Consider the following 12,715-nt stretch of genomic DNA (forward strand, 5'->3'; position numbering starts at 1 on the left):
GACCCGTATCGAAATCATTATACTGAAAAATTTATAGAATTTCAATGCAAGGATGAAGATTCTTGAAAAATTAACATTAATATAAGAAAGAATGGGGCTGATATGAAAAAAAGAACATAAAAGCTGGAGAAAAAGAGGGGATAGAAGTAAAAAAACAGCCGACAGAAGCTGAAAAATGTTTCTGTCGGCTGTTTGAACGGACCTTTGCAATAGGTTTCTGCATTGGTCAAGTTGAATGTGAGGGATGGATTACTCCTGTGTAATTCCGGTTACTTCATAGCCAGCGTCTTTGATTACCTGGCGGATTTTGTCCTCGTCCACTTTCTCTGGTGCTGAGAAAATAGTAGTTCCGGCATCATGGGAGGATACAACATCCTGTACCCCAAATGCTTCCTGGATTGCTTTGTTTACGTGTGCTTCGCAATGTCCGCACATCATTCCTGTTACATTAACTGTCACTTTTACCATGGTATTATTCTCCTTTTTGTTAGTATTGTTATTAATATCGCTGCATTCGTTCAAAAGCTTGCAGCTGTTATTAATCGTTTGTTCTGCATCTGAAGTTTTATCTGCATTGAATGATTTTGAGAAAACAGCAGATGATGCTTCAGAGAAATCAGCAATATTTCCAGAATTGGATTCTATGGAAACCGGATTCTTGACTTTTTTATCTTTAACTGCGTCATGAATTTTAAACAGGTTTAGCCTCAACGCGTTGGTAACTACACAGAAGCTGGAAAGGCTCATGGCAGCAGCGCCGAACATCGGGTTCAGGGTCCATCCGAAAATTGGAATCCATACGCCGGCAGCCAGCGGAATACCAATTACATTGTAGAAGAACGCCCAGAAGAGATTCTCGTGGATGTTGCGAAGAGTAGCGCGGCTCATACGGATAGCAGCTGGCACGTCGGAAAGCTGGCTCTTCATAAGGACAATATCTGCTGCGTCGATGGCTACATCCGTTCCGGCACCGATGGCAATACCAATATCTGCTCTGGTAAGGGCTGGTGCGTCGTTGATTCCGTCGCCAACCATGGCAACCTTGCCTTTTTCCTTCAGGGAGCGGATGACGCTCTCTTTTCCATCTGGAAGGACGCCTGCAATAACCTGGTCAACACCTGCCTGTGCGCCGATAGCTCTGGCAGTGCGCTCGTTGTCGCCGGTAAGCATAACTACCTGGATACCCATATTCTGAAGCTCTTTGACCGCCTGTGCACTGTCCGGTTTGATTACATCAGCAACTGCAATGATTCCAAGAAGTTTTCCATCTTTTGCGAAAAGAAGAGGAGTTTTTCCTGCTTCGGCAAGCTTCTCGGCCTGGTTCATAAGAGACGGAGAGACAGCTGCCAGAGTGCTGATGTATTTCATGCTTCCGCCGATAAGCGTGGAAGCGCCAAGCTTCGCAGAGAGTCCATTGCCGGGAAGAGCCTGGAATTCTGTGACTTCCTGGGCTGTAAGACCAAGGCTTGCAGATTTTTCCAGAATGGCTTTCGCAAGAGGGTGCTCGCTCTTTTTTTCAAGGGCGTAGGCAATGGTGAGAAGATCGTTCTCAGACACGCCGTCTGCAGGGAGAATGTCAGTAACCTCCGGCTGACCGTTTGTGATGGTTCCGGTTTTGTCAAGGGCTATGATCTGAACCTTTCCGGCTTCCTCAAGGGAGACGGCTGTTTTGAAAAGGATACCGTTTTTGGCACCCATTCCGTTTCCAACCATAATGGCAACCGGAGTGGCAAGACCAAGGGCGCATGGGCAGCTGATGACCAGAACGGAAATTCCTCTTGCCAGGCGTAGCCAGCCTCATGACCGGTAAGCAGCCAGACAATAGTAGTTATAATTGCAATAGTGATAACAGCAGGTACGAAAACACCGGAAACACGGTCTGCGATTTTTGCAATAGGAGCTTTGGTGGCTGCAGCATCACTGACCATTTTGATGATCTGGGAGAGGGTGGTGTCTTCGCCAACGCGGGTAGCTTCACATTTGATAAAGCCAGACTGGTTGACTGTGGCTGCGGAGACAAGATCTCCGGCAGCTTTGTCGACAGGGATACTCTCACCTGTAAGGGCAGATTCGTTGACTGCACTGGAGCCTTCGATAATCACACCATCCACCGGGATGTTCTCACCAGGACGGACAACAAAGGTGTCTCCTTTTATAACCTGGTCAATGGGAACGGTGGCTTCCTGGCCGTTTCGGATGACAACGGCAGTCTTGGGAGCAAGCTTCATAAGACCTTTTAAGGCATCCGTGGTCTTGCCCTTGGAACGGGCTTCCAGCATTTTTCCAACGGTGATCAGGGTCAGGATCATAGCGGCAGATTCGAAATAGAATTCCATCATGTAGTGCATGACAAGTTCGGAATTGCCGTCAACCTGGGCTCTGGTCATGGCGAACAGGGCGTAGACACTCCATACAAAGGAGGCCATGGAGCCGAGAGCTACCAGGGTATCCATGTTCGGAGAGCGGTGCCACAGACTCCTGAAGCCACTGATGAAAAATTTCTGATTGATGACCATGACGATTCCTGCAAGAAGCAGCTGTACAAGTCCCATGGCGATATGGTTGCCATCAAACCAGGCTGGCAGCGGCCATCCCCACATCATGTGTCCCATGGAAAAGTACATCAGCACCAGAAGAAAACCTACTGAGGCAATAAGTCGTTTCCTGAGGAGTGGCGTTTCGTGATCTTCCAGGGCTTTCTCAGCATCAGAAACGGATTCCTTCTGGCCGGAAGCACCCTTCAGGCTGCAGCCGTATCCGGCTTCTTCTACAGCTGAGACAATGGCAGAGGCTGAGGCAGTTCCTTCCACTCCCATGGAATTGGTAAGCAGGCTTACGGAGCAGGAAGTAACTCCCGGAACCTTGTTTACCGCTTTTTCCACACGGGCGCTGCAGGCTGCACAGCTCATGCCGGTGACGTTGTATTGTTCCATAATAAATTCCTCCTTCGAATACAGTGTTTCGATACCAACGGACTGCTCTGCGCATTCGTACCTCCGCAGGCAGGTACACATTCGGAATACGCTGGTATCTCACTTCATTAGCTTCTGCAAAGTTGCAACCAGCTCATCAATGGTTTCGTCTTTACCATCACGGATATCTCTTGCCACACAGGTTCGGATATGATTGGCGAGAAGTTCCTTATTAAATGCATTCACAGCGGCATTTACAGCTGCTGACTGAATAAGAATATCGTTGCAGTAAGCGTCATTCTCCAGCATTCCTATAATCCCCCTTATCTGGCCTTCAATACGTTTCAGACGGTTTACCAGCTTCCTGCGCTCTGCTTCGGAACGATCGGTGTGCTTGGTACAACAGCAGGAACAGACCTTCTTGGTAGGTTCCTGGCTGGAAAGAGTTGCAGGATCGGCTGCGGTGTGGCTGCAGCAGGATTCGGATTTATAATCAGCTGTCATAGGCGGACTCCTTTCCTTATATACCCCGCCAGTATGTATTTGATGAAACCAATATATACCCTGGCGGGGTATTTGTCAATAAGTAATTCACAGAAAACCTGAGAATTGCGGCGCGAAACCATGCGAAAGCATGATTTCTGTGCATCGCGAAGCGTGTTGCTATGAACGGAGTGAATAGTAATCTGTTTGAAAAATTATTCCCGCAATCTGCACGCCCCACTTTGCGGTATATTTTGCCCGAATTCAGTTGCCGTAGCCCGCTACTGCGCCCTCATCAGGACAAAATCTCCCACAAATTGTGACGCAAATCTTGCAGAAAGCCTTTTTCAAACATACTCTAGTTCATAAAAAATACATAAAAAGTTCATAAAAAATATATAATAATATGGTACATATTAAATATCCGAGTCGAATATGTATAATGGTTATAGCGCGAAGGTTGCATCATGAACATGATGCGCAAAAGAGAATCCGGTGAGAGTCCGGAACGATGCCGTCACTGTGTAAGGGAACTGCTTCAGAGCCCACTGGGAAACCGGGAAGGGGGAGCAGTGTTGACCGAAGTCAGGAGAACTGCCTTGGCGTGGAATCTTAGGTCTGCGGTACACAGAACCTGTATTCTCATAACGATACATGAATATTTCCTGAATGTTTTTTGGAAGAAAAGTGTGTATATGAGAATGTGTGCAGTCGCAGAAAATGCGGCTGTTTTTATGCAATGGGAGATTGGTGATAGATTTCCCATGGGATTCTTTATACGTGATTCTATCCGGAAATACAAAAAAAAGAGGAAAAAGAAATGAAAAGAAAATCTTTATTAGCAATCCTTCTTGCAGCTTCTATGGCAGCAAGCATGACAGCAGCAACAGCAACTGTTGCATTTGCAGAGACAGAGGAAGCAGCAGAGGAGACAACAGACGATGCAGAAGCAGCTGATGACACTGCAGATGCAGATAAGGAAGCGGCTGATAAAGTAGCAGCACTTATCGATGCTATTTATGTTCAGGAGAGAACAGATGATACAGATGAGCAGTGCAAGGAAGCTAAAGAAGCATGGGATGCCCTTACAGATGCTCAGAAAGAGCTTGTAGAGGGAGAAGAGGCAAGTCCAGAGTATTTCGGACGTGACACAGGTGATGCTTCCAAGGATGATCCGCGTAATCAGGACGAGATCGGTGAGAATGAGCTTCTTGTAGTAAGCTTTGGTACTTCCTTTAACGACAGCCGTGCAGAGGATATCAAAGGAATCGAGGATGCTCTTGCAGAAGCATTCCCGGATTGGTCTGTAAGAAGAGCATTTACCGCTCAGATCATTATCAACCATGTACAGGCAAGAGATGATGAGAAGATTGATAACATGCAGCAGGCACTTGACCGTGCAGTAGCAAACGGTGTTAAGAATCTTGTAGTTCAGCCTACACATCTTATGCATGGTGCTGAGTACGATGAGATGGTAGAAGCTATTGATGCTTACAAAGATAAATTTGAATCTGTAGCAATCGCTGAACCAATGCTTGGTGAGGTTGGCGATGACGCTACCGTTATCAACGATGACAAAGCTGCTGTTGCTCAGGCAATCACAGATGAAGCTGTAAAAGAAGCTGGATATGACAGCATGGAAGCAGCTGCAGAAGATGGAACCGCATTTGTATTCATGGGACATGGTACTTCCCATACAGCAAACGTTACATATGATCAGATGCAGACCCAGATGGAGAAACTTGAATTCACAAACGCATTCATCGGTACTGTAGAAGGTGAGCCAGAGGATACAGCTTGTGATGAAGTTATCAATAAAGTAAAAGATGCCGGATTCAAGAAAGTAATCCTTCGTCCGCTTATGGTTGTTGCTGGTGACCATGCAAACAATGATATGGCTGGTGATGATGATGACTCCTGGAAGAGCATGTTCGAGGCTTCTGGAGATTTCGATGAGATTGACTGCCAGATCGAAGGTCTTGGAAGAATTGACGCTGTTGAGCAGCTTTATGTAGCTCATACTCAGGCAGCTATTGATTCCATCGCGAAATAATTATCCTGGTATAAATTGTTATTGCAACAGAACAAAAGCAGCTGCTCCTACACTGTGGGGCAGCTGTTTGAGTAATAAAACAAATACGGCACACACAAGTGTACCGTAAATAAAGAAAAAGCAAGGAGAGTTATTATGAAACGTTCATTAGTCATTTTATTAACAGCTGTAAGTATTTCCGCTATGACAGCAGGAACTGCATTCCCGGCATTTGCAGAAGCCACAGAGGCTGAGGCAGAGGAAACCACAGATGGTGCAGAGAATGCCGCAGACAGCGAACTTGAAGACGGTGTTTATGGTGTAGAGTTTGACACAGACAGCAGTATGTTCCATGTAAATGAGGCTTGCAACGGAAGAGCTACCCTCACTGTAAAGGATGGTAAAATGACCGTTCATATTACTCTCGTTTCCAAGAATATTGAGAATGTTTTCCTTGGAACAGCAGAGGATGCACAGAAAGACGGTGCCGAACTGATTCAGCCTACTATTGATAAGGTAACTTACAGCGATGGCATGACAGAGGAGGTTTATGGATTCAATGTTCCAGTAGAGAAGCTTGATGAAGAATTTGACCTGGCAATCATTGGTAAAAAGGGCAAATGGTATGACCATAAGGTAAGCGTTACGGATGTGCAGGAGCAGACTGAGGAAGAAAAAAATGCAGTTGAGATCGGTGAGGAAGAGAAAAGCGAAGATGCTGATACAACTACAGATGCAGCTGCCGAGGAAGAGAATAAGGATTGATCAATAATCTGAAAGGGACATCACATGAGCGAAAACGGTTCATGCGATGTCCCTTTTTATATTTATTTTGTTTTGCCCTCACCGGCAAAATATTCTTTTGTCAGCTTCACAACTGTACCGGAAAGCAGGAACAAAGCAATCAGGTTGGGAATTGCCATAAGACCGTTAAATGTCTCGGCAATGCTCCACATCAGTCCAAGGTTGGCAGTTGCGCCAAGGATGGCAACCAGGGAATAAATAACCATAAAAGGTTTGATCACTTTTTCAGAGAACAGGAACTCGATGCAGCGGGCACCGTAAAGTCCCCATCCGACTGCTGTGGAAAAAGCGAAGCAGCACATGGCAACTGCTGTAAAAATGGATACCCAGCTTCCATATGTAGAAGTAAATCCAAGGATCGTAAGCTCTGCGCCAGCTGCTTTTCCATAATCAACAGCAACGCCGCTGCAAAGGATAACCAGTGCAGTCAGTGTACAGATCACGATGGTATCTGTAAAGACTTCGAAAATACCGAACATACCCTGTTTTACAGGCTTTTTGGTATCTGCACACGCATGGGCAATGGATCCGGTACCAAGACCAGCCTCGTTAGAGAAGATACCACGGGAAACACCTTTTTTTAAACTTGTGAACATACTTAAAACAATGCCGCCTGTTACAGCTCTGGGCTGAAATGCCCCTCTGAAAATAGAAACGAATACAGCTGGTACATTCTGAATGTTCAGAAGGATAACTCCCAGTCCGAGAAGAATGTAAAGCAGAGCCATAAATGGGACCAGCTTTTCGGTGACATGGCCAATTCGTTTGATTCCGCCAAGAAGGATCATGGCGATCAGAATGGCAATTATGATTCCGATGATTAGGTTGGAAGTAGAAACGGCGCTTTCGCTGATCACGTTATAATTCAGCAATGCAGAATTGATGGCAGTGGTGATAGTATTGACCTGTGTAGCGTTACCGGTACCAAATACAGTGAGCACGCCGAATGCTGCGAACAGATAAGCCAGCCAGTGCCATTTTTTGCTAAGACCGTTCTTGATGTAATACATGGGACCGCCTACCAGTTCACCGTTGGCATTGATCTCGCGGTAGTGTACCGCCAGAGTAACCTCAGCATATTTGGTACACATGCCAAACAGTGCAGAAACCCACATCCAGAATATGGCTCCGGGACCGCCGATCGCGATAGCGCCTGCTACACCGGCAATGTTGCCAGTACCAACCGTGGCTGCAAGTGCTGTACACACTGCCTGGAAAGGCGTGATAGCACCGTCAGATGCGTCGCGTTTGCGGAAAATACGTCCAAGGGTTGTTTTGATTGCGTAGGGGAATTTGCGGATCTGAAGAAAATTGGTGCGGATACTAAGATAAAGACCAACTCCGAAAATACAGACCATTGCAGGAACGCCCCAGATAAAATTATTTACAGCGGTGTTGATGGTTTCGATTATTTGCAGCATAAAATACCTCTCTGGAAGTTTTTTTTGATGTATGCGAACGGAACTTCTTCCATGTCACACACATTATTAAACTGGTGCAGCCAGAGCCTGTTTGAAAAATCATTCTTGCAATCTGCACGCCCGCTTTGTGGGAAATTTTGCCCGAATTCAGTTGCTGTAGCCTGCTACGGCGCCCTTATCCGGGCAAAAACTCCCACAAATTGTGACGCACATCTTGCAAAAAGCCTTTTTTAGATATGCTCTGGAGCTTCATTTATGTGAAGATATGACAACTACTGCACCATATTTAGCGGATAAAATTTGTCTTGATCTTATCTTCCGCCTGAGGAACTGCAATACCTGCCGCTTTCCCTGCTTCCAGGGATTTCAGAAGCCATGCCATATTGTTTCCAAGTGAGCGCATGATCTGAAGTCCTTCTTCATCCTGCGCAACTTCTGCAGGAGTATTTCCGTGAACCATGTTCCAGTAGTTAGCAGATACAACAGGCATTTCATGATAGCTGAAATATTTCTGAAGAACGTCTAAAGTAGCTGTGGTGCCGGCTCTTCTTGCAGAAGCAACTGCTGCAGCTGGTTTGTGGAGCATGTCTTTGCCTGCCATGGAGCAAAGCTTATCCATAAATTCAATGATCTGTCCGGATGGGGAAGCCCAGTATACCGGAGAACCAACTATAAGCGCATCTGCTTCTTTTAATTTCGCCGCGGCGGCTTTTACATTATCTGTATCCGGATTTCCAGCTTGGAAAATCTCAGTATCAATTCCATTATGATTCAGTGTTTTTGCCACTTCACTAAGTGCGGTGAACGTACAGCCTTCCTTGCGCGGGCTGCCATTTAAGAGTAAAACCTTCATGTTTTTCATCCTTTCTGAAGTAAGTTATATCAGACTGCGATAGCCGCAATCTGCATGCATCATCTCTCTAAAGCGGTAATGTATCTTCTTATTATACGATAGAAATAGTTGGATTTCAAGAGAATGGTTTTATTTTAAAAACACAATATGTTCACAATTTAAGATTATAATAAAAAATATTTGAACTATTCAGCAAATATTATTCCGCAAGGTATTTTATGTGAATCTGACTCACATAAAAATCGAAATCTTCGGCGCCCCACTTTGCGGTATATTTTGCCTGAATTGGTGAATGGTTATAAACATTTATTATGCGACAGAAAGGAAGTAGTAAGTGCTTCAGATCAAAGACATACACAAAGAATACAGAACAGGAAATTTGGTACAGCGTGCCCTGGACGGAGTGAGCCTTAGTCTTCGGGACAATGAATTTGTGGCAATTCTTGGTCCCAGCGGTTCGGGAAAAACCACTCTTCTGAATATTATTGGTGGTCTTGACCGGTACGATAGAGGCGATCTGATCATCAATGGGATTCTACGAAAAAATATAAAGACAGGGACTGGGACTCTTATCGAAATCATACCATAGGATTTGTGTTTCAGAGTTATAATCTGATCCCACACCAGACAGTTCTTGCAAACGTGGAGCTTGCCCTTACCATTTCCGGTGTATCAAAAAGTGAGCGGAGACGCCGTGCAAAAGAAGCTCTGGAAAAAGTAGGCCTTGGTGCCCAGATCCACAAAAAGCCAAGTCAGATGTCAGGCGGTCAGATGCAGCGAGTGGCAATTGCCAGAGCACTTGTAAATGACCCGGAAATTCTTTTGGCGGATGAGCCAACAGGAGCCCTGGATTCAGATACCAGTGTACAGGTTATGGATCTTTTGCAAGAGGTCGCAAAGGAACGATTGGTAGTAATGGTCACCCATAATCCGGAGCTTGCTCAGCTTTATGCCACCAGAATCGTGACGGTAAAAGATGGGCGGATCCTTTCTGATACAGATCCGTTTGTGATAGACAGCGAGAGCATGGCACCTCCTGTTCACAAGAATATGGGAAAATCCTCCATGTCCTTTTTTACTGCACTTTCCCTTAGCTTTCAGAATCTGAAGACTAAGAAAGCCCGGACCTTACTTACTTCTTTTGCAGGCTCCATCGGTATTATCGGAATTGCGCTGATCCTTTCCATATCAAATGGTGTAGACAAATACATTACAAATATGGAAGAAGAAACACTTTCAGAATATCCGTTGCAGATACAAAGCACAGGAGTGGATCTTACCTCTATGATGATGGGAGCAGCCACAGCGCAGAGTGGGAAAAAGGATGGGGAAGTAGGAGTTGCCCAGATGGTGACTAATATGTTCTCCAAAATGAATTCCAATGATCTGGAGTCTCTGAAGGTTTACCTGGACAGTAATGAAAGCAGCATTTCCCAGTATGCAAATTCGGTGGAGTATACGTATTCTGTTTCTCCCCAGATTTTTCTGGAAAATGGAAAAAATATCCGACAGGTAAATCCGGACAAATCTTTTTCGGCTATGGGTTTGGGCTCTGGTTCCTCCAACAGCATTATGTCTTCTACCATGAGCACTGATGTTTTTCATGAAATGCCGGAAGATGCTGATCTTTATAAGGATCAATATGACGTGAAAGCGGGAAGATGGCCTGAAAATTATAAAGAATGTGTACTGGTGCTTACTTCACAGGGCGATATCAGTGATTTTCTCCAGTACACTCTTGGGCTTCGGGACGGTAAGGAACTGGATGATATGGTTCAGAAATTTATGGCAGAAGAGGCAGTGGAAACGCCAGAAAACGAGGGCCCATACACCTATGATGAAATCCTGGGGAAGAAATTTAAGCTGGTAAACAGTACCGATTATTATGAATATGATGAAGAATATAAGGTCTGGAAGGATAAATCAGACAACAGCTCTTATATGAAAAAACTGGTGAAAAACGGAGAAGATCTGACAATTGTGGGAATTGTCCAGCCTGTGGAAGGTGCCACTGCTTCCATGCTCACTGCAGGAATCTGTTATACCCCGGAGCTTACCAAACATGTGATCGAGAAGGCTGCTTCCAGTGAAATTGTGAAGCAGCAGCTGGCGGATGAAAAGATAAATGTTTTTACCGGAGAGGAATTTGGAAAAGAAGACAATGAGAACAGTAAGTTTGACATGGAATCCCTTTTTTCCATTAACGCGGATGCCCTGCAGGAGGCCTTTCAGGTAGATCTCAGTGGATTTAATATGGACCTGTCCAGTCTTTCGGGGCTGTCCTCCGGATTGATGTGGAAATGCCGGATATGCCTGACATGTCAGCTCTGGCTGGAAATATAAATCTGGATGAGAGCAGTATGCCGGATCTTTCCAAGCTTATCAAGCTGGATGACCTTGATCTGGATCTTTCCCATATGATTGATCCGGAAGAAATTCTGAAAAATCTTCCGGCAGACCAGGTTCCGGATATGAGTCAGGCGCTGAAGTCAGTGAAGTTTGATTTTACAGAAGAGAAGGTAACTGCTTTGCTGAAAGAGGTTCTTACTGGTTATCAGGAAAGCATTAAAGATAAACCGGAAGCAGATATGGATAAAATGCAGGCAGCATTGAAGCAGTATTTGACATCAAAAGAGATGAACGAACGTCTGTGCAAGGATCTGCAGGAGCTGGTGAAAAATAACGTGAACGTGGATATGTCTTCGGAAAAACTGATCGCAGTGGCTGTGGGGCTGATGAACCAGTATCAGGAGTATGCCAAGGCAAATGGTATCACCCAGACAGATGTGGCCAGCATTCTTGCCTTTTTAAGTCAGGGGGAAATCCAGCAGCAGATCAAAGAGGAAGCAGAGAATCTGGTTAAAAACAGCGTGACAGTGAATATTACCACAAAACAGATACGGGATCTTCTTATGCAGGACGTTGTAGCTGCTTATCCGGAGTATGCCAGGAATAATTCCCTTCCGGACCCGGCTAATCTGGGAACCTATTTTCTGGAATATATGCAGACAGAGGATGGGCAGAATCGTCTCATGAATGGACTTATGACTCTTGTGGATACCAGCGAGGTGCAGACGAAGTTTTCCCAGGCAATGGAAACTTACATGAAAGCCATGATGACTTCTTTCACAGATGCGATCGCAAAGGGGATTGAGTCAAAATTTACAGAGATAATGGAACAGGTGGAAAAACAGCTTACAAAGGGAATCCAGACTGCTATGGAGCAGATGATGGGAAATATCAGCTCCGGTATGCAGGAGGCAATGCAGTCTGTGATGACCAGTGTATCATCGAGTCTTACTTCTGCCATGAGCCAGGCTATGAGCGGACTTGGCGGATTGGGAAGCGGCATGGGAAATATGGAAGATGCGCTTTCCATTAATCCGGAGGCTTTTGCAAAAGCAATTCAGATGAACATGAATGAGGACGACCTCTCAGAGCTCATGATGTCCCTGCTGTCATCTGAAAATTCTTCTTATGACGGAAATCTGAAAAAGCTTGGATATGCAGATCTAAATGTTCCTGGCGGAATTAATATCTATCCAAAGGATTTTGAAAGTAAATCAGAAATTGTAGGTATTCTGGATCAGTATAACGCGGATATGGAAGCGGCAGGAGAGGATGAGAAGGTGATCACTTATACGGATCTTGTGGGAACGCTGATGTCGTCAGTTACGAATATTGTAAATATTATCAGTTATGTTCTGGTGGCTTTTGTAGCGATTTCCCTTGTGGTTTCTTCCATTATGATCGGTGTTATCACGTATATCAGTGTTCTGGAGAGGAAAAAAGAAATTGGTATTCTAAGAGCGATTGGTGCTTCCAGGCACAACGTGTCACAGGTGTTCAATGCGGAGACGTTTATTATCGGATTTTGCGCAGGTGCTATGGGGATTGGAATTACATTGCTTCTTCTCATTCCTGCGAACAGCATTATCCGGTCACTGGCTGACGGAGTGAATGTGAAGGCGGCTCTTCCTCCTGTGGCAGCAGTAGTTCTGATTGGACTGAGCGTGGTTCTGACTCTTCTTGGCGGACTGATCCCATCAAGAAAAGCTGCTAAAAGTGATCCGGTGACAGCGCTTCGAACTGATTAAAATAACAGAATTTGATGACTGATTTTGACCATCATTATAAAATACAGAAAAATGCAGGGTTCAGGTTGGGGCACAGCCTGATATCTGCATTTTTTTTGTGATTTATGGATATT

General features: G+C 45.1%; 8 protein-coding genes, 5 pseudogenes and 1 riboswitch. Of the genes and pseudogenes, 7 read left to right on the forward strand and 6 right to left on the reverse strand.

The window, feature by feature from the left end:
- Positions 1-249: 249 nt before the first annotated feature.
- The 3 genes and pseudogenes from DW904_RS08980 to DW904_RS25290 form a co-directional block, all read right to left on the reverse strand.
- Positions 250-2,933, reverse strand: a pseudogene (locus DW904_RS08980) (heavy metal translocating P-type ATPase).
- Positions 2,934-3,032: 99 nt separating this feature from the next.
- The gene (locus DW904_RS08985) at positions 3,033-3,416 is read right to left on the reverse strand and encodes a metal-sensing transcriptional repressor (protein ID WP_118579507.1); all 384 of its coding nucleotides are present in this window, start codon (positions 3,414-3,416) and stop codon (positions 3,033-3,035) included.
- A 159-nt stretch (positions 3,417-3,575) separates the two neighbouring features.
- Positions 3,576-3,686, reverse strand: a pseudogene (locus DW904_RS25290) (DUF6783 domain-containing protein); the annotation flags it as partial.
- Here DW904_RS25290 and DW904_RS25295 point away from each other — a divergent pair.
- From DW904_RS25295 to DW904_RS08995, 3 genes and pseudogenes are all read left to right on the forward strand, one after another.
- Positions 3,663-3,764, forward strand: a pseudogene (locus DW904_RS25295) (DUF6783 domain-containing protein); the annotation flags it as partial. The pseudogenes DW904_RS25290 and DW904_RS25295 sit on opposite strands and share 24 nt — an antisense overlap.
- Before the next feature lie 71 nt (positions 3,765-3,835).
- Positions 3,836-4,012, forward strand: a riboswitch (cobalamin riboswitch).
- Positions 4,013-4,215: 203 nt separating this feature from the next.
- Positions 4,216-5,448 (forward strand): sirohydrochlorin cobaltochelatase, encoded by a 1,233-nt coding sequence (locus DW904_RS08990; RefSeq protein WP_118579510.1) that lies wholly within the window; start codon positions 4,216-4,218, stop codon positions 5,446-5,448.
- Between the two features lie 135 nt (positions 5,449-5,583).
- Positions 5,584-6,192, forward strand: coding sequence for a hypothetical protein (locus tag DW904_RS08995; protein WP_226838095.1), 609 nt, complete (start codon positions 5,584-5,586; stop codon positions 6,190-6,192).
- A 62-nt stretch (positions 6,193-6,254) separates the two neighbouring features.
- On the opposite strand, the gene DW904_RS09000 is transcribed toward DW904_RS08995, so the two are convergent.
- Complete coding sequence (locus DW904_RS09000) at positions 6,255-7,652, reverse strand: sodium:alanine symporter family protein (RefSeq protein ID WP_118579513.1); 1,398 nt, start codon at positions 7,650-7,652, stop codon at positions 6,255-6,257.
- A 51-nt stretch (positions 7,653-7,703) separates the two neighbouring features.
- On the opposite strand from DW904_RS09000, the pseudogene DW904_RS25300 reads away from it, so the two are divergent.
- A pseudogene (locus DW904_RS25300) lies at positions 7,704-7,823 on the forward strand (DUF6783 domain-containing protein); the annotation flags it as partial.
- Here DW904_RS25300 and DW904_RS25305 read toward each other — a convergent pair.
- Both DW904_RS25305 and DW904_RS09005 read right to left on the reverse strand, forming a co-directional pair.
- On the reverse strand, positions 7,800-7,865 hold the full coding sequence (locus DW904_RS25305; protein WP_306797093.1) for a DUF6783 domain-containing protein: 66 nt from the start codon (positions 7,863-7,865) through the stop codon (positions 7,800-7,802). The pseudogene DW904_RS25300 and the gene DW904_RS25305 sit on opposite strands and share 24 nt — an antisense overlap.
- A 73-nt stretch (positions 7,866-7,938) precedes the next feature.
- A complete protein-coding gene (locus tag DW904_RS09005) occupies positions 7,939-8,505 on the reverse strand; it encodes a flavodoxin family protein (protein ID WP_118579516.1) in 567 nt (188 codons plus the stop codon).
- A gap of 334 nt (positions 8,506-8,839) precedes the next feature.
- Between DW904_RS09005 and DW904_RS25310 the strand changes: the two genes are divergently transcribed.
- The 3 genes and pseudogenes from DW904_RS25310 to DW904_RS25320 form a co-directional block, all read left to right on the forward strand.
- Entirely contained in the window at positions 8,840-9,094 is a 255-nt protein-coding gene (locus DW904_RS25310; protein WP_202187697.1) for an ATP-binding cassette domain-containing protein, read from the forward strand.
- Between the two features lie 5 nt (positions 9,095-9,099).
- Positions 9,100-10,848, forward strand: coding sequence for an ABC transporter ATP-binding protein (locus tag DW904_RS25315; protein ID WP_202187698.1), 1,749 nt, complete (start codon positions 9,100-9,102; stop codon positions 10,846-10,848).
- 1,016 nt (positions 10,849-11,864) lie between these two features.
- Positions 11,865-12,602 (forward strand): annotated as a pseudogene (locus DW904_RS25320) (ABC transporter permease); the annotation flags it as partial.
- Between the last annotated feature and the right edge of the window lie 113 nt (positions 12,603-12,715).

The sequence above is a fragment of the Ruminococcus sp. AM42-11 genome, assembly GCF_003480145.1.
Classification (GTDB): domain Bacteria; phylum Bacillota; class Clostridia; order Lachnospirales; family Lachnospiraceae; genus Blautia_A; species Blautia_A faecis.

Excerpts from the sequence above, each read along its gene's own strand:
- DW904_RS08985 (WP_118579507.1), bottom strand. The coding sequence starts at position 3,416 with ATGACAGCTGATTATAAATCCGAATCCTGCTGCAGCCACACCGCAGCC.
- DW904_RS08990 (WP_118579510.1), top strand. The coding sequence starts at position 4,216 with ATGAAAAGAAAATCTTTATTAGCAATCCTTCTTGCAGCTTCTATGGCA.
- DW904_RS09000 (WP_118579513.1), bottom strand. The coding sequence starts at position 7,652 with ATGCTGCAAATAATCGAAACCATCAACACCGCTGTAAATAATTTTATC.
- DW904_RS09005 (WP_118579516.1), bottom strand. The coding sequence starts at position 8,505 with ATGAAGGTTTTACTCTTAAATGGCAGCCCGCGCAAGGAAGGCTGTACG.
- DW904_RS08995 (WP_226838095.1), top strand. The coding sequence starts at position 5,584 with ATGAAACGTTCATTAGTCATTTTATTAACAGCTGTAAGTATTTCCGCT.